The organism is Variovorax sp. P5_A3 (genome assembly GCF_056400665.1).
The window spans coordinates 32,113-55,986 of record NZ_JBFUKW010000006.1 but is presented as its reverse complement, the minus strand read 5'-3'; the positions used below and the strand labels follow the sequence as shown (position 1 = coordinate 55,986).

Sequence of the window (23,874 nt, the reverse complement as noted above, 5' to 3'; positions counted from 1 at the left end):
GGGTCCGGCCCCGCGGCCTTCAGTCCATCTGCGTCACGAACTTGGTGTTGAGATAGCCGTCGAAGGTCTCGACGCCGCCTTCGCTGCCGACGCCGCTGTCCTTGATGCCGCCGAAGGGCACTTCGGCAAGCGCCTGGCCGAAGTGGTTGATGTTGACGTTGCCCGACTCGATGCCGTTCTGCAGCGCGAGGGCGTTGCGGGTCGAGTTCGTGAAGGCATAGGACGACAGGCCATAGGGCAGCGCGTTCGCGCGGCGGATGGCCTCGTCGAGGTCCTTGAAGCGCACGCAGGGCGCGATCGGGCCGAAGGGCTCCAGTGTCATCACCCGGCTGTGGCAGCTCGGTCATCACGGTCGGCTCGAAGAAGTTGCCTGCGGTTCCGATGCGGTGGCCGCCAGTCTCGATACGCGCACCGCGCTCCTGTGCGTCCTGCACGAACTCCGCCATCGCCGGTAGCCGCCGCTCGTGCGCGAGCGGACCCATGCGCGTGTCGGGATCGAGCCCGGCGCCGACCTTGATGCCGCTCGCGTGACCGATGAAGCGCGCCATGAAGCGGTCGTAGATCTTCTCGTGGATGTAGAAGCGATTGGGTGAGGTGCAGATCTGCCCGGCGTTGGCGAACTTGAGCGTGGCGAGCTGGTCCGCCGCGCGCTCGGCGTCGGCGTCCTCGCAGACGATCGCCGGGGAATGGCCGCCGAGTTCCAGCGTCATCCGCTTGAGCCGCGCGCCCGCAAGCGCCGCGATCTGCCGACCCACGGGCACGGAGCCCGTGAAGGACACCTTGCGAACGATCGGCGATTCCAGCAGGTACGTGGAGACCTCCACCGGGACCCCCCAGACCACGTTGAAGACGCCAGGCGGCAACCCGGCCTCGTGGAACAAGCGCGCCATCGCGACGATCGCGCTGGGCGTGTCTTCCGGGCCCTTGAGGATCACGCTGCAGCCGGCGCCGATCGCTGCCGCGACCTTGCGGGCCGCCTGGATGTAGGGAAAGTTCCAGGGCGTGAAAGCGGCGCACACACCGACCGGCTCGCGCAGCACCAGTTGCCGCACGTTGGGCTGGCGCGGCGGGATGACGCGTCCATAGATGCGCCGGCATTCCTCGGCATGCCACTCGAAGATCTCCGCGCAGCGCGTGACCTCACCCTGCGCCTCCTTGAGCGGCTTGCCCATGTCCAGCGTGATGTTGTGCGCGATGGCATCGGCGCGTTCGCGCGTGAGCTGTGCCACGCGGCGCAGCACCGCACCGCGTTCCAGCGCAGGAGTCACGCGCCACGCCCTGAAGGCGCGCTCAGCCGCGGCCAGCGTGCGATCGAGGTCGACCGTCGTTGCGTGGGGAAGGCGCGCGATGACCTGTCCCGTCGCAGGATCGAATACGTCCTGCTCGTTGCGGCCGTCGCCGGCCATGAACTCGCCATCGATGAACAGGCAGAGCTTCTCGTACATGTCGGGATCTCCTTGAATGGATGCAGCGCGGCGCGTCGAAGACATTGACAAGCACCCGTCGCGTCTCTATATTGCCATTGAGATAGCGCTAACACAATGGATGCGACGCGCTAGAAGACTGCAAGGAAATCCCCTCATGAGCTCCTACCTGGTCGGTGATCTCGTCGCCGAGTTTCTCGCGCAATGCCGCGTGAAGGCTGCATTCGGCATCGTCTCCGTGCACAACGTGCCGATCCTCGACGCGGTCGCGCGGCAACAGAAGGTCCGCTTCGTGATGACGCGCGGCGAGATGGGCGCGGCCCACATGGCGGACGGGTTTGCGCGCGCGTCCGGTGGCCTCGGCGCGCTCATCACCAGCACGGGTCCGGGTGCGGCCAATGCGGCTTCGGGCCTGCTCGAAGCCGGCTTCGCAGGTTCGCCTGTCCTGCACATCACGGGCCAGTCGCCTTCGCGCGGCATCGGGCGCGGGCAGGGGGCGGTGCACGACGTGGCCGATCAACTCGGCATGCTGCGCTCAGTGTCGAAGGCCGCCTACCGGGTGAATGCGCCGCAGGAGGCGCTGGGCGTGCTCACGCGCGCCGCTGTCGAGGCACTGAGCCCGCGCATGGGGCCGGTGAGTGTGGAGATTCCCTTCGACATCCAGCGCACCGCCATCGAGCGGCCGGCCGCTTTCGATCGCTTCACGCTCCCGCTGTCGCAGCGCCGCGTGCCCCAGGGCGGCGAACTCGATGCGCTCGTCGAGCACGTGGCCCGCGCGCGCCGCCCGATGCTGTGGCTGGGCGGCGGGGCGCGCGACGCGGGCGCGGCCGCATCGAAGCTGCTGGCGCTCGGCTTCGGCATGGTCAACAGCCAGGCGGCCCAGGGCATCGTCTCCGGCGATCACCCGATGAACCTGGGCGCGCTGAACGGCAGTCGCCACAGCAGTCCGGACCCCGTGGTGGAGTCGTTGTTCGAGCAATGCGACCTGCTGATCGTCGCTGGCTCGCGCCTGCGGCTCAATGAGACCCGCGACGGGCAAAGCAGATTGCCGAAGAACCTGGTCCAGATCGACCTCGATCCCGCAGCCAACGGCAGGACCTACGAGTCGCAGCTCTTCGTGTGCGGCGACAGCGCCGCCACGCTCGAAGCGCTGGCCCGGCGGCTCGCCGGACGCATCGTGGTCGACGGAGACTTCCGCGACGAGGTGGCTGCCGCCAAGGTCAAGGCCACTGCGGAATTTCGCGCCACGCTCGGACCGTACGCCGAGTTTCCCGAGCGCTTGCGTGCCGCGATGCCGCGCGACGCGGTCTGGGTGCGGGACGTCACGCTTCACAACGGCTCATGGGGCAACAAGATCTTCCCGGTATACGGACCGCACGACGGCATCTACCCGATCGGCCTTGGCATCGGCCAGGGTCTGCCACTCGGGATCGGCGCCAGCGTGGCCGTGCACCCGGCCGGTCGCAAGGTGGTCATGATGGCCGGGGACGGCGGCTTCGCGATGAACATGACCGAGCTCTGGACCGCGGTGCAGGAGAAGCTGGACATCGTGATCCTCGTGATGAACGACGGCGGCTACGGTGTGATCAAGCACATCCAGGACATCGTCTACAGCGGCCGCCGCCACTACGGCGATCTGCAGTCGCCGGATTTCGGGCAGCTTGCGCAACTGGCCGGCATGCCATTCTGGAAGGTCCGTGCGGCCGGCGAGCTTGGCGACATGGTCGGCCAGGCACTCGCCGTGCGTGGCCCGGCCATGGTGGAAGTGGAGATGGCCGCGATCGGCGAGTTTCCCTCCTATGTCGTCCCCATGAAGTGAACGAGGACCGGTGCATGTCAGACTTTCCGAACCGCATCTCGATCAAGGAGGAAGGACCGCGCGAGGGCTTCCAGTTCGAGAAGGGCCACATCCCCACCGCGCGCAAGATCGAGCTCATCGACAGCCTGTCGCAGACGGGCCTCACGCAGATCCAGGTGGTGAGCTTCGTGCCCGCGAACAACGTGCCGGGCATGGCCGATGCCGAGGACGTGGTCATGGGATTCCGTCGGTTTCCCGGCGTGACCTACACCGCGCTGTGGCTCAACGAGCGTGGCCTCGAGCGCGCGATCGCGACCGAGCGGCTCGACATCAAGGGCCTCCTGAACCTGACTGCCTCGGAGACCTTCCTGCGCCGTAACCAGAAGCGCAGCATGGCCGAGAACCTCGAGGCCATGCGCGCGATCGCGGCCATGTACCAGCGGCGCGAGGTGCCTGTGGAGCGCATGTCGATCGCCGCCGCGTTCGGCTGCAACTTCGAGGGCGACATCCCGGTCGCCACCGTGATCGCCCAGGCCGGGCAGATGCTGGGGGTGGCCGCGGAGCACGGGTTCGCGATCAAGGTCCTTTCGCTTGCCGACACGATGGCCTGGGCCACGCCGCTGTCGATCCGGCGCGTGGTGGGCGCGGTGCGCGAGGCCTACCCGGACTTGGCGCTGAGCCTGCACCTGCACGACACCCGGGGCATGGGCATCGCCAACGCCTACGCCGGGCTCGAGATGGGCGTGGCGTTGTTCGATGCGGCCGTCGGCGGTCTCGGCGGCTGCCCGTTCGCCGCGCACAGCGGCGCAGCAGGCAACGTATGCACAGAGGATCTCGTGTTCATGTGCGAGGAGATGGGCATCGAGTCCGGCGTCGATCTCGAAGCGTTGCTGGAAACGGCCCGGCTGGCCGAGGACATCGTGGGGCACCCGCTGCCGGGCGCGGTGAAGACCGGCGGCAGCCTGCGCGCACTGCGCCGCAGGATCGCCGGCCAGGCGGTCGCCTGAGGCGCTGCGGATGCCGCTGACCTCGGAACTCGCAGCCTTCTGTGCCGGCCTGCGCTACGCCGACGTACCGCCCGAGGCACTGGCCTTCGTGCGCATCGGCTTCACGGACTGTGTCGGAACATTGATCGCCGGCCGCAACGAGCCAGTCGCGCAGAAGCTGCGAGCCGCGCTCGCACCAGCGCCCGGCGAAAGCCGGCTGTTCTTCGACCGGGGCACTGCCCGCCCGGCCGAGGCTGCATGGCTCAACGCCACGGCGGCGCACGCGCTCGACTTCGACGACGCTGCGCAGCGCGGCCATCCGAGCGTGGTGCTCGTGCCTTCGATCCTTGCCGAGGCCGACGCGTTGGGCGTCAATGGAAGACAGATGGCCACCGCGTACGCCGCCGGCTACGAGACCTGGGCCGAACTCGTTCGACGCGAGCCGGATCACTATCACAACCACAGCTGGCACCCGACGGGTGTCCTCGGGCCCGTCGCGGCCGCGGCGGCCTGCGTCTCGCTGCGCGGGCTCGACGCGGGCCGTGCCGCCCACGCGCTCGCGATCGCTGCCTCCCGGAGCGCCGGGCTGGTCGTGAACTTCGGCAGCATGACCAAGCCGCTGCATGCGGGCAATGCCGCCCATGCCGGTGTGCTCGCGGCGCGGCTCGCGGAGGCCGGGGTCACCGCGTCGAACGAAGCGCTTGAGCATCCCAAGGGGCTCATGGCCGGCATATCGCCCGCAGGCCGCGTGGACCTGCAGGCGCCGGTCCAAGCCGGGCGCGACTGGAAGCTCCCGCGAGGAGGGCTCAACATCAAGAAGTACCCCGCCTGCTTCGCCACGCACCGCGCGCTCGACGCCATGCTCGGGCTGCTGGCCGAACATCCGCTCGAGCCGTCCGAGGTGGCGCGTGTCATCGTGAGCACCAGCCGGCGCAACAAATCGACACTGCGCTACGAGCAGCCGCAAACAGCGCTCGAGGCGCGGTTCAGCATGCACTTCGCGATGGCCGCGGCATTGGTCGCGCGGCGCGCCGGACTGCGTGAACTCGACGATGACTTCGTGCGGCGCGACGAGGTGCAGCAGCTGATGCGCCGCGTCGAGGTGCTGCCAGACGACCGCGAAGACGCAACCCGCCCCGGCGAGGCCCCGGAAGACAGCGTGTCGATCGATACCGTGCGCGGCAAGCGCTTCTGCCGTGCGGTCGACTACGTGCGCGGCGGCGCCGAGCGTCCGCTCCTGCCGGGCGAGTTCTTCGACAAGGTCGAGAGCTGCCTCGCCATCGGCGGCTTGAACGCGCCGGCGCGCCCCCTGTTCGACGCGCTGATGGCGATCGACTCCCTGGAGAGCACCGCCGAGCTCTATCGGCGAGGCGCGGCCTGACCCCGACAACCCACTCGCACAGACCCGATGCACACGACGTCCACCGATTCCCCCGCCTACACCCTGCCTCCCGACATCGTCGAATTCTGCGATGTCGCGCGGCGCATCGTGCGCGAAGAGCTGCTGCCGCTCGAACAGGAGTTCCTCGCAAGCCCCAAGCACGCCTATGGCATGCGCGAGCTTCCGATGGTGCGTGCCGTGTTCTCGCCCGAAGTGGCCGACCGGCTGCTCAAGATTTCGCGCGACACCGGCCTGTGGTACCTCATGGTGCCCGAGGCCTACGGCGGCATGGGCCTGTCGATGCTGGCGCAGGTCGCGATCCTCGAGCAGCTCATGTATTCGCCGATCCCGCTGCCGATGGCCAACGTGGCCAACGTGGCCAACATCCTCTACGAATGCAAGGGCGACCAGATCGAGCGCTTCCTGCGCCCCGTGATCGAAGGCACCAAGACCACGGCCTTTGGACAGACCGAGCCCAACGCGGGCTCCGACCCCGGCGGCATGATGCAGACGCGCGCCGTGCGCAAGGAGGGACGCTGGGTGCTCAACGGCACCAAGATGTGGATCTCCAACGCCGCCGGCTGCGACTTCCTCATGGTGCAGGCGGTGACCGACCCCGCCAAGCGCCAGCGCGGCGGCATCACCATGTTCCTCATCGATCGCAAGAACCCGGGCCTCCGTGTCGAAGAGCCCGGACTGCGGACATGGCTCGGGCCCAACCCGACGCAGTACGTCGTGCACTTCGACGACTGCGAAGTGCCCGACGAGGACGTGCTGGGCGAGGTCGGCCAGGGCTTCACGCTCGGCCAGCGCTGGCTGACCATCCACGACCGCCTGCTGCGCGGCCCCTACGCCCTCGGCAAGATGCAGCGCTCGCTCGACATGTCCATCGAATGGGCCAAGCAGCGCGTGACTTTCGGCAAGCCGCTGTCGGAGCGCCAGGCCATCCAGTGGAAGCTGGTGGACATGCACATCGACATCCAGGCCCTGCGCTCGATGACCTACGAGATGGCGGCGCGCGCCGACACCGGCGAGGACGTGCGGGCCGAGGCCGCGCTGGTCAAGTTCTGCGCTACCGAGTGGGGCGCGCGCTGCGTCGACCATGCCATCCAGGTGCACGGCGCGATGGGCGAGTCGCTCGATCTGCCGCTCACCATCTTCTACCGCTACCTGCGCCACGCGCAGATCGGCGGCGGCGCCAGCGAAATCCAGCGCATCCTGATCGCGCGCAAGCTGCTCAAGGGCTGAGGGAGGCGGTCCCGATGTCCGATACCGCAGCGCCACCCGGCGGACCGGTCGCAACGCCTCGCGCACTCGAGGGTGTGTGCGTGCTGGATCTGAGCGAAGGCATCGCAGGGTCTTTCGCGGCCCGACTGCTCGGAGACTACGGCGCCGAGGTCACCAAGATCGAGCCGCCGGGCGGTGACCCGGCGCGGCACCTGCCGCCGCTGGTCAGTGGCGCTCCGCCCGGCGAGGGCAGCCTGACGTTCCAGTACCTGAACTGGAACAAGCGCGGCATCGTGCTCGATCTTTCCGGCGACGACGACCGCGCCCGCTTCGAGGGCCTGGTGCGAGCCAGCGACATCGTCGTCGAGAGCTTCTCCCCGGGCCAACTCGCCGCCTGGGGCCTTGCGCCGGAAACGTTGCTCGCGTGGAATCCACGACTGGTGATCACCTCCGTGACGGACTTCGGGCAGGCCGGACCCTATGCCGGCTACCGGGGCAGCGATCTCGTGCACCAGGCGATGAGCGGGATCATGCAGATCAGCGGGCAGGCCGATCGCGAGCCGCTCAAGCACGGGCTCTCGCAGGCGTACTTCTGTGCTGGCCTCAACGCGGCCTACGCAACGCTGGCGGCCCATTTCGCCGCGATGCGCGACGGCATCGGGGACCACGTGGACCTGTCGATTCACGAATGCCTGGCGTCCGAACTCGTGATGTGCGAGAGCTACTACTCGTTCATGGGCGCCGTGCAAGGGAGGCGCCTCGCGGTTCAGGACCCTTTCGCGGGCGGGCCGATCCCGACGCGCCGCGGCTGGGTCGCGATCCAGTTCGGCGGACCGACGCCGCTGGAGGCCTATGCCGATCTGTTCCGCAACGAAGCGTTTCGCGACCCCCGGTACGCGAGCAATGCCCAGCGCGCACAGCACGTCGACGAGGTGCGCGCCGAGGTGGAACGCAGCGTGAGCAACCGCGAGGCCAAGGAGATCTTCCTGGACGGCTCGCGCCGCAGGCTGCTGCTGGGCGTGGTGCAGACGGCACAGGATCTCCTGGCCTGCGAACAGCTCGCGGCCCGCGACTTCTGGATCGAACTGACGCATCCGGCCACCGGCAGCTTTCGCTTTCCGCGTCAACTGGCGCGGCTGTCGGCCACGCCGACCTCCATTCGCCGCCGCTCACCGCTGCTGGGCGAGCACACGGCCGAAGTGCTGGCCGAGCCTGCTGCAACGCACGCCCCGCGCGCCGACGCCACGCCCGTGCGCGGTGTCCGGCCGAGGCTGCCGCTGGAGGGCATGCGCGTCCTCGATCTCTCCACGGTAGTCGCCGTCCCCTACATGGCCGGCCTCCTTGCCGACCTGGGCGCCGAGGTCATCAAGATCGAGGCGCCGCACAAGCTGGACCAGACACGCAAGGGCGTGTTCACCACCTACCTCGACGACGACACCGGCGAGGGCGCGATCGATCGCTCGGGCATCTTCCAGGTGCTCAATCGGGGCAAGCGCTCCATCGTGATCGACATGTCCCGGCCCGAGGGGCGCGAAGTCTTTCGCGCCCTCGTGGCGCAGAGCGACATCGTGCTGGAGAACTACACGCCGCGCGTCATGAAGTCCTGGAACCTTCACTATGACGAATTGCGAAGGATCCGGCCCTCGCTGATCATGCTGTCCAACACGGGCTACGGCGGCACCGGCCCCTGGAGCGGCTTCCCGAGCCAGGGCACGACGCTCGAAGCCACGATGGGCATCGCGGCCTACACCGGCTACCGCGGCGACAAACCTTGGAAAGCCGGCCAGTCGTATCCGGATTTCCTTGCCTGCTGGGCCGGCCTGGGCGCCATCTTCGCGGCGCTCCATCACCTGCATCGCAGCGGCGAAGGTCAGCATATCGATCTGGGCATGTACCAGGTGGGCGCGGCGCTGATCCCCGAGCCGCTGCTACAGGTGCAGATCGACGGACGCGATCTGGAGCGAATGGGCAACGAGCATCCGGAACACGTACCGAGCAACGTGTTCCGCGCGCAGGGTGACGACCGCTGGGTGGCGATCACGGTCGAGAGCGACGCGCAGTGGCACGCGCTGTGCGCCTTGATGGCGGCTGACCGCATCCCGCTGGATCCGCGTTTCGCCAGGGCCGCTGGGCGCCGCGAGCATCGCGACGCCGTGAACGCCTTGGTGGGCAGTTGGGCGCAGAGACACGACGCGCGCAAGCTCATGCGCTGGCTGCAGTCCTGCGGTATCGCCTGTGGGCCGGTCTTCGACAACCGCGACGTGCTACTCGACGAACACCTCGCAACGCGCGGCTTCCACGAGCGCGTGCGCCACCCGGACCCCGTGGGCCTGCGCCCGATCATGGGCCGGCCATGGAAGCTGCGGCAGCGCGATGTCCGGATCCGCAAGCCTGCACCCGCCTACGGCGAAGACAACCGGGCCATCCTTTGCGGGTTGCTGGGCATGGATGCGAGCGCGGCCGAGGCGTTGATCGAGGCAAGGGTCGTGTGCGACACGCCCAACACGTCGAAGCCGATCGATTCGATGCGGCTGGCCGCACTGCAACGCCTGGGCAGCGTGCGGGACGTGGATGCCGACTACCGTGAGAAGCTGGGCCTCGCGACCGGTGCCTCTCAGTCCTCGGGCGGTACGAAGGGGTAGGGCACGGGCGGCCCGCCGCGAAGCGGCAGGGCCACGATGCCCGTGCCGGGCGTCGATTCCTGGCCCTGTTCGTTCACGATGCCGATGTCCAGCTCGACGAGGCCGAAGCCCGAAACCTCGCGCTTGCCCTTCACGCGGCCCCAGATCTCGAGCGCCTCGCCGACCTTGTTCATCGCGCGAAACTGGAAGCCGATCTTCCAGACCCAGCCGGAGGGCCCGGCCCAGTCCTTGAGCATCTGAACCATGAACTGCTGCTTGAACGAGCCATTGATCAGCAGGTCGGGCAGCTTGTCGTGCTCCACCGCAAAACGGCGATCGTAGTGAATGCGGTGCCAGTTCTCCATCGCCGCGGACCAGCGCATGAGGTGGATCGTGGTCAGCGGTCCCTTGGAAAGCCGCGCGAGCTCCAGTCCGACCGGCACGTCGTCGAAGAACGGCGTGGTGCTGTTCATATGACCCTCCGCAACAGCGTGCGACGGGCACGCAGCAACAACTCGCCACTCCCGGTTCGGATCTCGGACTCGATCACGACCAGGATCATCGGCCCCTTGCTCGACGGTTTCTCCTGGATGTCGGCATAGCGCAGGCGCAGTGTGACTGTCTCGCCGAAGCGCGCATAGCGGAGGAACTCGAACTCCGACCCGCCGTTGAGCACCGGCAGGTGCGCCAGCGGCCGGATCGCCGGCAGGCCCGGGCCCGGCACCACACCGTCGAAGTCGGGATCGCGCGCATTCTCCTGGATCAGGTCGGGCGTTCCGAAGGCGCGGCGCAGCATGTGGTTGGGGAAAAGCGGCGGTGCGACGGGGCCGCCGTAGCGGTTGTCCGGGCCGGCCTCCGGGCCGTAGGCCGGGTCGTCGTCCATGATGGCCTGCGCGAAGCGGCGCACGGCCCCTTGCTCGACCGGATCGCAGGCGACCTCGGCTTCGCTCCAGACGCCGATGTAGGCTCTCATTTCGTCGGTGATCATTCCCATGCAATCGCTTCCAGCGTGAAATGCCATTGAACGTTGGTTACCGCTATCATACCCAGGACCATCCCTTCAGAGAGTGACTTGACGACATGACCGAGACGGCCAGCATTTCTCCTCTTGCGGACCGCGGCGTCGTGGTTGTCACCGGCGGTGCGCGCGGAATCGGGGAGGCGGCTGCGCGCCGCTTCGCGGCCGATGGCCATCGGGTGGCGATCCTGGATGTGAACCGCGTCCAAGGCGAGGCCCTGGCCCGTGCATTGAATGACACCCGCGGCCAGCCCGCGCGGTTCTACGACTGCGACGTGGCCGATGCGGATGTCGTCGCATCGGTGGCCGCGCGCGTGGAGAGCGAACTCGGGCGCGCGTCCGTCCTGGTCACCTCGGCGGCGCTGATCCCGAACACCGAATCGATCATGGACATGGACATGACGGCGCACGACCGCATGTGGCGCGTCAACTACCACGGCACGCTGCACGCCTGCCGCAGCTTCGGCCGCCAGATGGTGGCCGGGAAGGCCGGGGGCGCCATCGTGACGGTCGGCTCCATCAACAGCCTTCTGCCCCTGCCGCTGCCGGCCTACAACCCGGGCAAGGTCGCGCTCGCACGACTGACGCAGTTGCTCGCCGCCGAACTCGGGCGCCATGACATTCGGGTCAACAGCGTCGCACCCACCTACGTGATGACACCGGAGCTGCAGGCACGCATCGACGCGGGGCAGCGTGATCTCGCGAAGATCATGTCGGTGCATGCGCTCGGGCGCTTGCCGGTGCCCGCGGATGTCGCCGATGCGATCGCCTTTCTCTGCTCCGCGCAGGCGCGCGTCATCACGGGCGTTCTGCTGCCGGTCGACGCAGGATGGGCCGGCAGCGTGAGCTACATGACCTATTCGGGCGGCGTGCCCTGGGACCGCGCCGAGCCCGGACGGGCGACCTGAGCGCGGCTCCCCCGCGCGCTCACCCCCAGACCTCGTCGGGCACGGGCAGGCCGCGCAGGTCTTCGGCGGTGAGTGGGCGATCTGCTTGCGTGCCGCCGCTTTCCAGCATCAGGATCAGCTGGCGCGTGTGCTGCGCCGCGTGCCAGGTCGTGCGGTCGAGGACGTCGTGAAGCGCACGGCGGCCGTAGTAGGTCTGGATCGTGTACTTGAGCTCGCGATCGGCCTGCGCCTGCCACCAGGCCAGCGCGCGGTCGCGGACCTTGATGCCCCAGTCAGCGATGTCGCGGCCGGTCCAGTCGGCGGGCGGCACGTCCCTGAAGCCTTCGACGTGCAATCCCTTGCCCTCGGCGGCGTCGATCCCCATCTCGACCACCCGGAAGATGTGGAAGGCGGTCGCCCCCTTCGTGCGGTTGCGGTTGCGGAACGTCTCCCTGAGCTGTGCCTCTGGAAACTGGCGCGTGTAGCGGGCCGCGGCGGTCAGGATCAGGTCCAGCTTGTCGAACAGTTGCGCCGGTGGAAGCGGGTCGCTCAGACGCACCTTGAGGTCGAGGAACGCGAGCACGTCGCCGAAGGATTGGCACAGCGTGAAGCGGTCGCCGAGCGACACCACCGGCAGGCCGCGGGCACCCAGACGCCGCAGTTCCGCAAGTGCCTGCGGGTCGTCCAGCACATTGATCGACTCGTACTCGATGCCTTGCTTGGTGAGGAACTCCTTCGTGCGCAGGCACGAGGAGCACCCGGGTTGCCAGAACACCTTGACGTGCGCGGGCGGCGGTGAATCTTGCGACATGGGAATCTCCAGAAGATCGTTCGTGACGGGGGGAGGGGAGGGGCCAACCGTGGCTACTCGATGGTGATGTTGGCCGTGCGGATGATCTTTTCGAACTTGTCGCGATCCGCGCGCATGAGGGCCGAGAACTGGTCACTGTCCTGGATGAAGGGGATCTGCCCCTGGTCTTCCAGTTTGGCCCTCACATCAGGCATGGCCAGGATCTTCGCGATCTCGGCCGAGAGCTTGTCGACGATCGGTTTGGGCGTGCCAGCCGGCACAAGGATGCCGCACCACGACTTCATGTCGAAGCCCGGCAAGCCGGCCTGCGCAAAGGTCGGAACCTGAGGCAGCGTGGCGAGCGCGGATTCCCCGGTGTAGGCAAGCGCCTTGAGCTTGCCGGCCTTGACCTGCCCGATCACGGACACGGGCACGGAAAACATGGCCTGCACCTGGCCGCCGAGGAGGTCGTTGATCGCCGGGCCTCCGCCCTTGTAGGGCACGCTGGTCAGCTTGACGCCCGCCACGATGTTGAACAGCTCGCCGGCGAGCTGGTTGGCGTTGCCGCTGCCCGAGATCGCATAGTTGATCGCCCCCGGCCGCGCTTTCGCCAGCGTGACCAGTTCGCGCAGCGTGTCGGCCGGCACCGAGGGATGGACTACCAGGAGGAACTCACTCTTGTAAAGCGTCGCGACCGGGATGAAGTCCTTCTCGCTGTCATAGGGAAGCTTGGGCATCAGCAGCGAATTGATGACGTGCGTGCTGGCCGTGAGCAGGATCGTGTAGCCGTCCGGCGCCGCCTTGGCCAGTGCATCGGTGCCGATGATGGTGTTGGCACCCGGACGGTTGTCAACGACCACGGGCTGGCCCCACGCCTCGTTGAGCTTCTGTGCGAGCAGGCGCGCCACGGGGTCCGTGCTGCCACCCGCCGGGAAGGGCACGAGCATGCGGATCGGTCTCGTGGGGTATGCGGTGTCTGCGACGGCGCCAGAGGTAGCGGAAGCGAAGAGCAGCGCCAGCAGTGCAATGCGAAAGAGTCGTTGCATGGGATTCCGTTCAGCCGCCTGCGATAGAGAAATAGCGGAGATGGCGCATTGTGATAGCGCTAACCACGCAGTCTAGGCAGAGGCAATCGGGGTGTCAAGTGAGGGCCAGTCCGGTTTGACATTGCTGGATGTGGTGCCTATATTCCCGCACATCCCCCTCAACGACCGACCCTCCTTCGCTCATTTTTCACGTCTTACAATGTTAACGCTAACTCAAGATTCCAAGCCAACAGACGCCGGGACCGCCGAATCTGTTCTCGTGGTCGACGTGCTGGCGCGGCGTCTCGCTGCCCGGGGCGTCAAGCGCATCTTTGGCGTGCCGGGCGGCGATTGCAGCCTGGACCTGATCAGCGCCTGCGCGAAAGCGGGCATCGAATTCGTGCTCGCACGCACTGAGTCGGCTGCGGGCATCATGGCCAGCGTCACGGCCGAGCTCACCGGCGCGCCAGGCGTTCTGATGGTGACCCGCGGACCCGGCCTTGCGCACGGCATGAACGGCGTTGCCTATGCTGCGCTGGACCGCGCGCCGCTGCTCGTGCTGGCCGATGGCTACGATCCGCGACTGGACCATGTGGCGCACCAGCGCTACGACCAGCACGCGATGGCGAAGCCGCTGGTCAAGGGCAGTTCCGGCCTCGGCGGGCCGGACCCCGGCAAGGACATCGATGCGCTGCTCGACCTGGCGAGCGCGGAGCCGCCGGGCCCCGTCTACATCGAGATGCGCGGCGGTGAGATTCGCAGGCCAGCAGAGGTGACGAGCGAGACGTCGGCGTCTACGGCGCCGCAGTCGCCCGCCGCGGATCTCCCCGACGGCATGAAGAAGCTGCTTGCATCGGCCAGGCGACCGCTCATCATCGCCGGCCTGCAGTCAAGCGGTGACGACGCCTCGGCCGCGCTGCGCAGGCTGTCGAAGGCATGGCACTGCCCGGTGCTGGAGACCTACAAGTCCATGGGCACCATGTCCGCGGACGACCCGCTGGCCGTCGGCTGCTACACCGCCGGTGCAGCCGATGGGCCGTTGCTCGCGCAGGCGGACCTCGTGGTGCTCTATGGCCTCGATGCGATCGAGTTCCCCGCGCACAAGTGGCTCTATGAAGGGCCCATCGTCGAGTTCACCGCGCATGACTTTCCTCGCAACATCGTCAAGCCCGATTTCAGCCTGACCGGTCCGCTCGCAGCCGCCGCCGACGCCGCGGCCGCGGTGGTCTCAGGAACCGAATGGCCCACCGAGGCGCTGGCGCTGGCGCGTGCGGACATCAAGCGACGCGCCCGGGCCGACACCGGCGAGGGCCCGCTGACGCCGCAGGCCCTGGTGGACGCAGTGATCGAGGCCGCGCCGCCGCGCGCGCGCATCACGCTCGACGCCGGCGCGCACATGCTGCCCGTCCTGCACGCCTGGCACGCGACCGAGCCGCGCCAGTCGCTGATCTCGCGCGGGCTGGCGACCATGGCATTCGCGCTGCCCGCGGCCATCGGGTCGGCGCTCGCGCAGCCGCTGCGCCCGGTCATCGCGTTCACCGGCGACGGCGGCCTGATGATGTGCGCAGGCGAACTCGGCACCGCGGTGCAGTACGGATGCAAGCTGGTGGTGATCGTCTTCAACGACGCCAGCCTGACGCTGATCGAGGTCAAGCAGCGGCAGCGTCAGTTCGCGCGCGCGGGGCTCGACTTCTCGCCGGCGAACTTCGCCAAGGTGGCCGAAGGCTTCGGCTGCCTGGGCCTGCGCGTGGAGCGGCCCGAAGACCTCGCCGCGACGATGAAGCGCGCATTCGCGCACGACGGTCCCGTGCTCGTCGACGCGGTGATCAATCCGCATGCCTACACGGCGCAGCTCGCGGCGCTGCGCGGTTGAACCCTCAAAAAAATGACCAGGAGACAAGTCCATGAACATCCGCCCGCTGGCGCCTGCGATCGGCGCCGAGATCGTCGATTTCGACCTTACGAAGGATCTCGATGACGACAGCTTCGCCACGATCGAGTCCACCTTCAACGAGCGCGGCCTGCTGCTGTTTCGCAACCAGCATCTGGACGAGCAGCGGCATCTCGACCTGAGCCGGCGCTTCGGCCCGCTGCAGGACCATGTGCTCAAGCCTTTCCTGATTCCGGGCTATCCGCAGATCCTGCGGATCACCAACATCCTCGACAAGGAGGGCCAGCCGCTCGGCATCGGCGATGCGGGGCTGTTCTGGCATTCCGACACCTCCTACATCAAGGATCCCTGCCGGTGCTCGCTGCTGTATTCGATCGAAGTGCCGGCACGGGAGGGTGACCGCAGCTACGGCGACACGATGTTCTCCAGCCTGACCGCCGCCTACGAAGCGCTCGACGAATCGACCCGGCGGCAGATCGCCGGCTTGTCCTCGGAACATTCCTTCGGCAAGCACTACGCGCGCATGCAGGCCGCGGGTTCCAAGCGTCCCGATCTCACGGAAGAGCAGAAGCGCGAGGTGCCGAAGGTCGTGCATCCGGTGGTCCGCCCGCATCCGATCACCGGCCGCAAGGCGCTGTATGTCAACGACGGCTACACGACGCACGTCCTCGGGATGGCGCAGGCGGAGAGCGATGCGCTGGTCGAGAAGCTCACGCAGCACACGATCCGGCCCGAGTTCACCTACCGGCATCGCTGGAACGTGGGCGATCTGCTGATCTGGGACAACTCCTCGACGCAGCACCTGGCCATCGCGGATTACGCACTGCCGCAGCGCCGGCTCATGCACCGCACCACCGTGCTGGCGCGATGATGGCGAACGATCCCCTGCGCGACCTGCGCTTCGACGGCATGAACGCGGCGGTGACCGGCGCAGGCCGCGGCATGGGTCGCGAGATCGCATTGGCGCTGGGTGCGCGCGGCGCTCATGTCACCGTGACCGACATCGACGGAGCGAACGCCGGTGCGACCTGCGAAGCGATCGAGCGTGCGGGCGGCCGGGCGCGCGCACAGGCCCTCGACATTGCCGACATCCCGCGTCTTCGCAGCTTCTTCCGCAGTGTCGATGCGCCGCTGGACATCATCGTGTGCGCTGCCGCCATCCTCAAGGTCAAGCCCTTCTTCGACCACGAGGAGGAGGACTGGGACGCGCTCGCACGCGTCAACCTCAAGGGCACCTTCTTCTCGGTGCAAGAGGCGGCACGCCACATGGCGAAGCAGGGCAGGGGATCGATCGTGACCTTCTCTTCGACATCGGCCTTCGTCGCCTCGCGGATTCCGGAGATTGCCTACGACGTCACCAAGGGCGGCATCCGGCAGCTCACGGTGTCGGCCGCCGTCGAGCTGGCGCCGCTCGGCATTCGCGTCAACGGCGTGGCGCCAGGAACGATCCTGACTGACTTCAACCGCGCCTCGCTCGACACGCCCGACAAGTTGCGCGCAGTCGCGGACCGCTTGCCGCTCGGCCGGGTGGGCACGCCCGAGGACGTGGTCGGTGCCGTGCTCTACCTGTGCTCGCCGATGTCCTCGTACGTGACCGGCCAGATGCTGGTGGTGGACGGCGGTCGGCTCTGCCGGGCCGGGTGACAGGCACGTAGCCGGCGCTCTTGCCACGAACGGGACCTGGCGACCACGACAGGTCATTACAGAGGAGACACCATGGACGCCAACATATCGCGTCGCGACGCCCTGACGGCGATCGCGGCCTCGGTCGCCGTCGCAGGAGTGGCCGCACCCGGTCGGGCCTTCGCGCAGGCCTCGGGCCCATGGCCGACGCGGCCGATCCGCTGGATCATTCCCTATGCGGCGGGCGGCACGTCGGACATCCTTGCCCGCGACGTCGGGCAGAAGATCGGCGAGCGGCTCGGCCAGCCGGTGGTGATCGAGAACAAGTCCGGCGCGGGCGGCAACGTCGGCACCGACTTCGTCGCCAAGTCGCCGCCCGACGGCTACACCTGGGTGCTCGGAAACATCGGCCCCATGGCGGTGAATGCGAGCCTGTACCGCACCTTGCCCTTCGATCCGGAAAAGGACCTGGTGCCGATCACGCTGCTGGTCGCCTATCCCAACCTGGTGGTCGCCAACCTCGACAGCGGCCCCAGGACGGTGAAGGAACTGCTCGAGCGCGCGAGGGTGCAACCGGTGCCCTACGCGGGCAACGGGGTCGGCACTTCGCTGCACCTCACGGGCGAATTGCTCGCGCGCAGCGCGGGCGTCCAACTCCAGCACGTGGCCTACCGCGGCGAGGCGCCGGGACTCACGGACGTGATGGCCGGTGTGGTGCCGATCGGCATCACGCCGATGGCGTCGGGCCTTCCGCTTGCCAAGGCGGGCCGGGTGCGCGCCCTCGCCGTGACGAGCGCAGAACGCTCATTGCTCTTGCCGGACGTGCCGACACTTGCGGAATCCGGCCTGCCGGGCTTCGAAGTGACGGGCTGGGTCGGCATCCTGGTTCCGCGCGGGACGCCGAAGCCCATCGTCAACCGGCTGGTCGCCGAGTTCACCGCGATCATGCAGATGCAGGAAGTCCGCAATCTCGTGACGGACACCATGGCCTCCTTCGTGCCGCCGCTGGGCCCGGAGCACTTCGCGAAGTTCATCCACAGCGAGACGGAGAAGTGGCGCGCGGTGATCCTGGGCGCCAACCTCAAGGCCGACTAGCCGCCAGAGAAGCCGGGCCCTGCACGCCTCAGAAACCCATGTGCTCCCGGTAGTAGCTGTAGAAGCCCCGGATCAGCGTCTCGGTGATCATGGTGTCCATGGGAAGGTGCTCGGTGCCGCCCATCGAGACGAACTGCACTGATTCGGGCGCAGCCTCGACCACCGGCTGCATCTTGGCCAGCACCTCGCTGTCGTCGATCGCGACATAGCCGGCCGGCCCCATCAGGTTGGCCTGCTTGAGCCGGCGGCGCGTCATGTCCTCGTCGTCGTCGTCGAACCCGTAGTGCGTCCACGACAGCTCCGTCTGCGAGGCCGACTTCGGGATCAGGTGTCGGAGCGCCAGGGAGTTTCCATGCTGCTGGAAGAAGATCGACGGCATCACCGAGAAGTTGATCATCGAGCTGTCGCCCATCTCGTCGACCGGCTTCACGAGCTCCATGTCTTCGAGGACGAAGTCGGTCTTCAGATTCGCCAGCTGCTTGGTCACCTCGTTCTGTTGGCCCGCCGTTGCCGCCGAATACGTGGAGGCCATGATCCCGTGGCGCCCCTTGAGTGTCGGCACCGCCTTGAAGGCGGTGTCGGTGCGCAGAAGCCCGAAGGTGAGGAAGAAGCTGTGCAGCAGCGTCGCGTGATAGGGATCGCGGCTGTTCTCGAGGTAGAGCTTCCAGTTGCTGGGCAGGAGCTGGCGGTTGTAGCCCAGCAGGCGCAGCTTCTTCTTTCCACGCCCTGTGGCGCGGTCCACCAGTCCGAGGATCTCTTCGCCGAGATACTCTTCGAGCGATGGGGCTTCGTCCGAGAAGGTCGCCCAGACCACGCCGTTGAAGCTGGCCACCCTCAGTTTGCGAAGGCCGTGCTCCGACTTCTTGAAGTCGCGCGGCATGCCGCCCTTGCCCATCGCACCGCGCAGGAAGGGCAGTCCGAGCAGGTTGCCTTCGAGGTCGTAGCTCCAATGGTGGTAGGGACAGGTGAAGTCCTTCACCACGCCCTTGCTCTCCCAGCACAGTTGCGAGCCGCGGTGCGCGCAGCGGTTTTCGAGAACGTTGATCGCACCGTCCTCGCCGCGCACCATGACGACCGACCGCGTGCCGATCCAGCTGCGCTTGTAGGCCCCGGGCGCGTCCACCTCGCATTCGAGGCCGACGAAGTTCCAGTGCGCGCCGTTGAAGAACACGTCGATCTCGCGCTGGAAGAGCGCAGGGTCGGAGTAGATCCAGGCCGGGATGTGGGTCTCTGCATCTTCGGGCCAGCGGCGCAGCCCGAGCGTAGAGACAGGCGCGGCGACCGTGGCGCGGGAGACACCCGGAGGGAGCGTGGTAGTTGTGTCCATGCTTGTTTGCTCAGATGGGATAGACAAGGGAAGTGCGCACGCGGTAGTTGTCGTACACGCAGAGACGCTCGCGCAGCTTGAGCCGGCCGTCCTCGCGGACCAGCCGGTCGAGATAGCGGCCGGTCATGAAAAGATTGGGCTCGCGGTCCGACAGCGACTCGAACACCACGAAGCTCGCCTGTGCCGCGATCTCGTCGCCGTCGGTGGCGTTGATACGCACACCGCTGACCATCCGTCGCAACGTGCGCGGCTCGAACACCGCCGTCTCGCGGATGGCGGCGGCACGGTCGCGCAGCGCACCCGCACCGTGGCAGGCGATGGTCGACAGCGGCAGCTTCTCCTTGAAGTTCTCGAGGGAAACGACCCGGTAGACACAGTTCGTCGTGAAGAAGCTGATCCAGCGTTCGAAATCAAGATCGTCGAGCGCCGCGGCGTAGTCGTCGCAGAGGTCGCGCAGTTCGGCGCGCAGGTCGGGGGCCACGGAGGAAGGGAGGTTGCTCATGTCCATGTCGCTCTCGCATGCTCAGCCGCGGAGGGAGCGGATCTGGGCGTGGTAGGTATCGGGATTCACGGTCACGTCGACCACGCAAGGGCCGTTGCAGGCGAAGGCCTTCTCCAGCGTCGCCGCCAATTGGGCCGGTTCGTCGACCCTGAAGCCTTCGCAGCCGAAACCCTTCGCGACCTGCGCGAAGTCGCTGCGCGAATAGTCCATTCCCTGGCGTTCGAAGCCACGCTGCTTCTGCTTGACGCCGATCATCGCGATCGCGGAATCGTTGAAGACGACGACGACCAGCTTGCAGCCCACCTGCGCGGCCGTCGCCAGTTCGCCGGCGCACATCATCAGGCCGCCGTCGCCGGTGAAGGCGATGACCGGACGGGCGGGTTCCGACAGGGCCGCGCCGATGGCCGACGGCAACGCATAGGCCATCGTCGCGAGGCCGCGGGAGATCAGGACGTCGTACGGATGGTGCGCTTCGAAGAACGCGAGCACCGGCAGCATGTGCGCGCCCGCGTCGACGGTAATGCGCGCGTTCGGCGGCAGCATGCCGCAGGCCGTCCGGGCCAGCAGCGTGGGCGTCAGAACGCCCTCCTGCAACGCGCTGGCACGTTCGCGCATGTGGGCCTTGATGGCCTTCAACTGCGGGCCCGTCCATGGACTGCGCGGCAAGGCGGCCGAGAGCTGCCGTGCGGCATCCGCGAGGTCGCCGATGAGCGAGACCTTCGGCACATAGTGATTGCGCGCGAAGGCGTGCGTGCCGACGTCGATGACGGCGCCTTCATAGCGCCAGGCCTTGGGCAGCAGTTCGATCGGGTCCGCGCCATAGGCCAGGATGAGGTCGGCGGACTTCATCGTCTCTTCCTCCGCGCCGCCCGCCATGAAATGGCCCATCATCAACGGGTCGGCATCGGGGATCGAACCCTTGCCCATGTACGTCGTGAAGACGGGGCATTGCCAGCGGGCCGCGAGATCCCGCAGCGCTTCGGCCGCCCCCGGCTCGCGGGTCTGCAAGCCGGCGATGATCACGGGCCGCTGCGCGGCGGCCATCAGCTCGCGCGCGACTTCGATGCCCGCCGCCGGCGCGCCGGGCAAGGGCGGCGCGACGGCCGGCGCGATCGGGAATGACAGCGCCGGAATGCTGTTGCGCATGCCCTGGCCGGTTACTTCGAGGTACACCGGGCCGGCGGGCCGCGTTGTCGCCACGTCGAGCAGCGCGCCGATGGCGGGCAGGGCCGTCGGGGCGTCGACCCGCAGCGAGGCCTTCACCACCGGCTCCAGCACGCGCTGCTGATCGAAGCGCTGGTGGCTGACGAAGGCCTGCTCGTTCTCGTAGCCGTCGCTGATGATCACGATGCCGCAACGGTCCAGCATGGCGCAGGCGACGCCGTTCACGCCGTTGGCCAGTCCCGGCCCGCGCGTGGTCAGCACGACGCCGAGCCGGCCGGTCACCTGGTAAGCGGCCGCGGCCATCATGGCGGCCGCGTTCTCGCCGCGCGCAAGCACGAAGCGGATGCCGATCGCCTCGGCCGCCGCAATGATGTCGAGGCTGCAGTCGCCGCCCGGCACGCCGTAGATGTGCGTCACGCCACGGGCCTTGAACTGCGCCGCCAGCGCCTCTGCGCCTGAAAGTTTGCCGCCGGTGCCTGTGCCGGTCGGGGAAGGGCTTGTCATCGCAATGGATCCTTGGGTTGGATTGGTCTGTGATATCGCTATCATTCTTGAGTGGTCTTCCTGATCCCGGGTTGACGTCGACCTCTCGCTTCCATAGAGTCGGCACCTTATGTGAACGTTAACATAGAGAGTCGAAGTTGACAATCCGCCATCCCCCGAGTCAGGTCAAGGAGACCTTCGTCATTGTCGGCGCAGGTCATGCGGCAGGCAGGGCCACCGAAGCGCTGCGCCAGCACGGATTCGACGGCCGACTCGTGGTGATCGGCGAGGAAGACTGGCCGCCCTATGAGCGCCCGCCGCTCTCGAAGGACCTGCTGGCGGGCGCGGCGGAACTCGACAGCCTGTTCGTGCGGCCGCGGGCTTGGTACGAGGACCAGGCGGTCGAACTCATGCTGGGGTGCCGTGTCGAGTCCATAGACCGGGAAGCCAGGCGGCTCGCACTGCCCGGGGGGCAGTCGATGGCCTACGACCGGCTGCTGCTGACCACGGGAGCGCGGCCGCGCGCATTGCCGGTGGAGGGCGTCGACCTGCCAGGTGTCCACACGATCAGGAACATCGGAGATACCTTCGCGCTCAAGGACCGGCTGTGCGCCGGCGCACGGCTGCTGGTGATCGGCGCAGGCTTCATCGGCCTGGAGGTCGCCGCGATCGCGCACGGACTCGGCTGCGAGGTGACGGTCATCGAGGCCGCGGCCCAGCCGCTCGGACGGGTTGCGCCGCCTTCGGTCGGCGAATTCTTCGCCGATCTTCATCGGTCCTTCGGCACCCGCCTGCGGATGGGTGCGGCGGTCACGCGCATCGCACGCGCCGAGGGCGGCAGCGATCTCGTCGCCACGACCACGGACGGGATCGGCTGGCAGGGTGACGCGATCGTGATCGGCATCGGCTCCGTGCCCAATGTGGAGCTTGCCGTCGCCGCGGGCCTTGCGGTCGACAACGGCATCGTCACGGACGCGTGGGGTCGCACCAGCGATCCGCTGATCCATGCCGCAGGCGACGCGACTTCGCATTTCAACCCCCTGCTGGACCGCCACCTGCGCCTCGAAACCTGGCAGAACGCCCAGAACCAGGCCATCGCGGTCGCCAAGGTGATGGCGGGCGGCGATGCACCCTACAGCGAGGTTCCGTGGTTCTGGACCGACCAGCACGGCGTCAACTTCCAGTCGGCCGGCGCACCGATCGGCTGGGACGAGGTCGTCTGGCGCGGCGATCCGGGGAGCCGCAGTTGCATGGTGTTCTACCTGCAGGATTCGGTAGTGGTCGGTGGCGCCACCATCAACCAGGGCCGGCAGATGCGCTTTCTTCGCCAGATGATCGCGCGCGGCGCGCCGGTCGATGCCGATGGCCTGCGCGATCCTTCCGCTCCGCTCGACGCGATGCTGCGCTCGACCGCCTGATCAGGCGACCGAGAGCACGACCCGCTGGCGCGGCAGCATCTCGAACTCGTCCTGGTCGGCCGTGCTGGCGCGCGGCACGTAGGCCTTGAAATGCTCGACCGAGGCCCAGCGCTCGATCATCACGAAGGTCGCGCTGCCCGAGTTGCCGGCGATGTGGAAGCTGTTGAGCCCCGGCGGAAGTTCCGGTGACGCGTCGACCCGCGTGAGGGTCTTGCCGAGGAAGCCGGCCGCGGTCACGGCCGGCTGGCCTGCCGCCCAGGCAGCGAAATCGGCAGCGCGATCGGGCTTGATGAAGCGACGGATGAGGACTACGCATTCGGTCACCTGGCTCTCCTTGCGTCTCAGTCCTGCCCGCCCGCGAGCCGCGCGACCCAACCGTCGAGTTCGCGGCTCGCGGCCGGGAATCGCTTGAGCACGTCGGGGTCGTGCCCCGGTACCACCAGCGACGGATCGTCCGCGAGGCTGTAGAGGCGCCGGTAGCCTTCGAGCATGTCGCCGACGCTGTAGACCACCGGAAAGGGTCTGCGCTGCTCCATGTTGGCATAGAGGTGCGAGGCATCGGATGCGAGCACCATCCAGCCCTTGGCCGTGCGCACGCGCACCACCTGCAGTCCGTTCGTGTGCCCGCCGACGAGGTGCACGCTGAGACCCGACGTGATCGCCGAGTCGCCGTCGTGGAACTGCACGCGGCCGTCGAAGACGCGTCCGACCATGCTCGACACGTCCTTGACGTCGAAGGGGTGGTTGAGGGCGGGATGGCACATGCAGCGGCCCGTGCAGTAAGCCATCTCGCGGTCCTGCAGGTGATAGCGTGCCTTGGGGAACAGGCCGCGGTTGCCGGCGTGGTCGTAGTGCATGTGCGTGACGATCACGTCTTCCACCGAGGCCGCGTCGATCCCGATCGCCGCAAGCCCTTCCTCGACCGGCCGGGTGATCTTGCGGCCGCGTTCGACGCCGGCTGCGGCGTCGAAGCCGGTGTCGACGATGAAGGTGCGCGAGGGGCCGACGACAGCCCAGACGAAGTAGCTCAGCGGCATCGGCGTGTCGTGGCTGTCGCCGCCCAGGAAGTTCGCCGACGAGAGTCGGTCGTGATGGCCGTACTTGATGGCGTAGACGGAGTAGGTTTCATCGCGTGAGGCGGTCATGTCGGTGTGTCTCTTGCGTTGTCGATTGAAGAATTATGATATCGCTATCACGACCATTTGTCTGCCGAT

At 67.7% G+C, this 23,874-nt stretch carries 20 protein-coding genes and 1 pseudogene; 11 read left to right on the top strand and 10 right to left on the bottom strand.

Features of this window, described 5'->3' with window-relative positions; all coding sequences use genetic code 11:
• Positions 1-19: 19 nt before the first annotated feature.
• Positions 20-1,445, bottom strand: a pseudogene (locus tag AC1D3B_RS11170) (NAD-dependent succinate-semialdehyde dehydrogenase).
• Between the two features lie 136 nt (positions 1,446-1,581).
• On the opposite strand from AC1D3B_RS11170, the gene AC1D3B_RS11165 reads away from it, so the two are divergent.
• The 5 genes from AC1D3B_RS11165 to AC1D3B_RS11145 are packed head-to-tail and all read left to right on the top strand — an operon-like array spanning position 1,582 to position 9,458.
• The gene (locus AC1D3B_RS11165; RefSeq protein ID WP_478190730.1) at positions 1,582-3,243 is read left to right on the top strand and encodes a thiamine pyrophosphate-binding protein; all 1,662 of its coding nucleotides are present in this window, start codon (positions 1,582-1,584) and stop codon (positions 3,241-3,243) included.
• A gap of 14 nt (positions 3,244-3,257) precedes the next feature.
• Positions 3,258-4,229 carry a hydroxymethylglutaryl-CoA lyase gene (locus tag AC1D3B_RS11160; protein WP_478190729.1) on the top strand — a complete coding sequence of 324 codons (972 nt, stop codon included), beginning with the start codon at positions 3,258-3,260 and terminating at the stop codon, positions 4,227-4,229.
• Positions 4,230-4,239: 10 nt separating this feature from the next.
• Entirely contained in the window at positions 4,240-5,589 is a 1,350-nt protein-coding gene (locus AC1D3B_RS11155) for an MmgE/PrpD family protein (RefSeq protein ID WP_478190728.1), read from the top strand.
• Between the two features lie 27 nt (positions 5,590-5,616).
• Positions 5,617-6,837 (top strand): acyl-CoA dehydrogenase family protein, encoded by a 1,221-nt coding sequence (locus AC1D3B_RS11150; RefSeq protein ID WP_478190727.1) that lies wholly within the window; start codon positions 5,617-5,619, stop codon positions 6,835-6,837.
• Between the two features lie 14 nt (positions 6,838-6,851).
• Positions 6,852-9,458 carry a CaiB/BaiF CoA transferase family protein gene (locus tag AC1D3B_RS11145; protein ID WP_478190726.1) on the top strand — a complete coding sequence of 869 codons (2,607 nt, stop codon included), beginning with the start codon at positions 6,852-6,854 and terminating at the stop codon, positions 9,456-9,458.
• Here AC1D3B_RS11145 and AC1D3B_RS11140 read toward each other — a convergent pair.
• Both AC1D3B_RS11140 and AC1D3B_RS11135 read right to left on the bottom strand, forming a co-directional pair.
• A complete protein-coding gene (locus AC1D3B_RS11140) occupies positions 9,431-9,910 on the bottom strand; it encodes a hotdog family protein (RefSeq protein WP_478190725.1) in 480 nt (159 codons plus the stop codon). The genes AC1D3B_RS11145 and AC1D3B_RS11140 overlap by 28 nt on opposite strands.
• On the bottom strand, positions 9,907-10,431 hold the full coding sequence (locus AC1D3B_RS11135) for an FAS1-like dehydratase domain-containing protein (RefSeq protein WP_478190724.1): 525 nt from the start codon (positions 10,429-10,431) through the stop codon (positions 9,907-9,909). The genes AC1D3B_RS11140 and AC1D3B_RS11135 overlap by 4 nt, the downstream gene beginning before the upstream one ends.
• A gap of 86 nt (positions 10,432-10,517) precedes the next feature.
• Between AC1D3B_RS11135 and AC1D3B_RS11130 the strand changes: the two genes are divergently transcribed.
• Positions 10,518-11,363, top strand: coding sequence for an SDR family NAD(P)-dependent oxidoreductase (locus AC1D3B_RS11130; RefSeq protein WP_478190723.1), 846 nt, complete (start codon positions 10,518-10,520; stop codon positions 11,361-11,363).
• A 19-nt stretch (positions 11,364-11,382) separates the two neighbouring features.
• On the opposite strand, the gene AC1D3B_RS11125 is transcribed toward AC1D3B_RS11130, so the two are convergent.
• Together AC1D3B_RS11125 and AC1D3B_RS11120 are read right to left on the bottom strand one after the other, a co-directional pair.
• Positions 11,383-12,153, bottom strand: coding sequence for a glutaredoxin domain-containing protein (locus tag AC1D3B_RS11125; RefSeq protein WP_478190722.1), 771 nt, complete (start codon positions 12,151-12,153; stop codon positions 11,383-11,385).
• 53 nt (positions 12,154-12,206) lie between these two features.
• On the bottom strand, positions 12,207-13,178 hold the full coding sequence (locus AC1D3B_RS11120; RefSeq protein ID WP_478190721.1) for a tripartite tricarboxylate transporter substrate binding protein: 972 nt from the start codon (positions 13,176-13,178) through the stop codon (positions 12,207-12,209).
• Positions 13,179-13,437: 259 nt separating this feature from the next.
• Between AC1D3B_RS11120 and AC1D3B_RS11115 the strand changes: the two genes are divergently transcribed.
• From AC1D3B_RS11115 to AC1D3B_RS11100, 4 genes are all read left to right on the top strand, one after another.
• Positions 13,438-15,030, top strand: coding sequence for a thiamine pyrophosphate-binding protein (locus tag AC1D3B_RS11115; protein WP_478190720.1), 1,593 nt, complete (start codon positions 13,438-13,440; stop codon positions 15,028-15,030).
• A 31-nt stretch (positions 15,031-15,061) separates the two neighbouring features.
• Positions 15,062-15,919 (top strand): TauD/TfdA dioxygenase family protein, encoded by an 858-nt coding sequence (locus AC1D3B_RS11110; RefSeq protein ID WP_478190719.1) that lies wholly within the window; start codon positions 15,062-15,064, stop codon positions 15,917-15,919.
• Positions 15,919-16,692: an SDR family NAD(P)-dependent oxidoreductase gene (locus AC1D3B_RS11105; protein WP_478190718.1), complete on the top strand. Its 774-nt coding sequence runs from the start codon at positions 15,919-15,921 to the stop codon at positions 16,690-16,692. Before AC1D3B_RS11110 ends, AC1D3B_RS11105 begins: the two co-directional genes overlap by 1 nt.
• A 72-nt stretch (positions 16,693-16,764) precedes the next feature.
• Positions 16,765-17,766, top strand: a complete 1,002-nt coding sequence (locus tag AC1D3B_RS11100) for a Bug family tripartite tricarboxylate transporter substrate binding protein (protein WP_478190717.1) — start codon at positions 16,765-16,767, stop codon at positions 17,764-17,766.
• Positions 17,767-17,794: 28 nt separating this feature from the next.
• Here AC1D3B_RS11100 and AC1D3B_RS11095 read toward each other — a convergent pair whose 3' ends face one another.
• The 3 genes from AC1D3B_RS11095 to AC1D3B_RS11085 are packed head-to-tail and all read right to left on the bottom strand — an operon-like array spanning position 17,795 to position 21,263.
• Positions 17,795-19,093 (bottom strand): aromatic ring-hydroxylating oxygenase subunit alpha, encoded by a 1,299-nt coding sequence (locus AC1D3B_RS11095; RefSeq protein WP_478190716.1) that lies wholly within the window; start codon positions 19,091-19,093, stop codon positions 17,795-17,797.
• A 10-nt stretch (positions 19,094-19,103) separates the two neighbouring features.
• Positions 19,104-19,595: an aromatic-ring-hydroxylating dioxygenase subunit beta gene (locus tag AC1D3B_RS11090; RefSeq protein ID WP_478190715.1), complete on the bottom strand. Its 492-nt coding sequence runs from the start codon at positions 19,593-19,595 to the stop codon at positions 19,104-19,106.
• A gap of 21 nt (positions 19,596-19,616) precedes the next feature.
• On the bottom strand, positions 19,617-21,263 hold the full coding sequence (locus AC1D3B_RS11085) for a thiamine pyrophosphate-binding protein (RefSeq protein ID WP_478190714.1): 1,647 nt from the start codon (positions 21,261-21,263) through the stop codon (positions 19,617-19,619).
• 137 nt (positions 21,264-21,400) lie between these two features.
• On the opposite strand from AC1D3B_RS11085, the gene AC1D3B_RS11080 reads away from it, so the two are divergent.
• A complete protein-coding gene (locus AC1D3B_RS11080) occupies positions 21,401-22,660 on the top strand; it encodes an NAD(P)/FAD-dependent oxidoreductase (RefSeq protein ID WP_478190713.1) in 1,260 nt (419 codons plus the stop codon).
• On the opposite strand, the gene AC1D3B_RS11075 is transcribed toward AC1D3B_RS11080, so the two are convergent.
• Positions 22,661-22,984, bottom strand: a complete 324-nt coding sequence (locus AC1D3B_RS11075; protein ID WP_478190712.1) for a hypothetical protein — start codon at positions 22,982-22,984, stop codon at positions 22,661-22,663.
• A 17-nt stretch (positions 22,985-23,001) separates the two neighbouring features.
• On the bottom strand, positions 23,002-23,805 hold the full coding sequence (locus tag AC1D3B_RS11070; protein WP_478190711.1) for an N-acyl homoserine lactonase family protein: 804 nt from the start codon (positions 23,803-23,805) through the stop codon (positions 23,002-23,004).
• Positions 23,806-23,874: the final 69 nt, after the last annotated feature.

Excerpts from the sequence above, each read along its gene's own strand:
- AC1D3B_RS11165 (WP_478190730.1), top strand. The coding sequence starts at position 1,582 with ATGAGCTCCTACCTGGTCGGTGATCTCGTCGCCGAGTTTCTCGCGCAA.
- AC1D3B_RS11160 (WP_478190729.1), top strand. The coding sequence starts at position 3,258 with ATGTCAGACTTTCCGAACCGCATCTCGATCAAGGAGGAAGGACCGCGC.
- AC1D3B_RS11155 (WP_478190728.1), top strand. The coding sequence starts at position 4,240 with ATGCCGCTGACCTCGGAACTCGCAGCCTTCTGTGCCGGCCTGCGCTAC.
- AC1D3B_RS11150 (WP_478190727.1), top strand. The coding sequence starts at position 5,617 with ATGCACACGACGTCCACCGATTCCCCCGCCTACACCCTGCCTCCCGAC.
- AC1D3B_RS11145 (WP_478190726.1), top strand. The coding sequence starts at position 6,852 with ATGTCCGATACCGCAGCGCCACCCGGCGGACCGGTCGCAACGCCTCGC.
- AC1D3B_RS11140 (WP_478190725.1), bottom strand. The coding sequence starts at position 9,910 with ATGAACAGCACCACGCCGTTCTTCGACGACGTGCCGGTCGGACTGGAG.
- AC1D3B_RS11135 (WP_478190724.1), bottom strand. The coding sequence starts at position 10,431 with ATGGGAATGATCACCGACGAAATGAGAGCCTACATCGGCGTCTGGAGC.
- AC1D3B_RS11130 (WP_478190723.1), top strand. The coding sequence starts at position 10,518 with ATGACCGAGACGGCCAGCATTTCTCCTCTTGCGGACCGCGGCGTCGTG.
- AC1D3B_RS11125 (WP_478190722.1), bottom strand. The coding sequence starts at position 12,153 with ATGTCGCAAGATTCACCGCCGCCCGCGCACGTCAAGGTGTTCTGGCAA.
- AC1D3B_RS11120 (WP_478190721.1), bottom strand. The coding sequence starts at position 13,178 with ATGCAACGACTCTTTCGCATTGCACTGCTGGCGCTGCTCTTCGCTTCC.
- AC1D3B_RS11110 (WP_478190719.1), top strand. The coding sequence starts at position 15,062 with ATGAACATCCGCCCGCTGGCGCCTGCGATCGGCGCCGAGATCGTCGAT.
- AC1D3B_RS11105 (WP_478190718.1), top strand. The coding sequence starts at position 15,919 with ATGGCGAACGATCCCCTGCGCGACCTGCGCTTCGACGGCATGAACGCG.
- AC1D3B_RS11100 (WP_478190717.1), top strand. The coding sequence starts at position 16,765 with ATGGACGCCAACATATCGCGTCGCGACGCCCTGACGGCGATCGCGGCC.
- AC1D3B_RS11095 (WP_478190716.1), bottom strand. The coding sequence starts at position 19,093 with ATGGACACAACTACCACGCTCCCTCCGGGTGTCTCCCGCGCCACGGTC.
- AC1D3B_RS11090 (WP_478190715.1), bottom strand. The coding sequence starts at position 19,595 with ATGAGCAACCTCCCTTCCTCCGTGGCCCCCGACCTGCGCGCCGAACTG.
- AC1D3B_RS11085 (WP_478190714.1), bottom strand. The coding sequence starts at position 21,263 with ATGACAAGCCCTTCCCCGACCGGCACAGGCACCGGCGGCAAACTTTCA.
- AC1D3B_RS11070 (WP_478190711.1), bottom strand. The coding sequence starts at position 23,805 with ATGACCGCCTCACGCGATGAAACCTACTCCGTCTACGCCATCAAGTAC.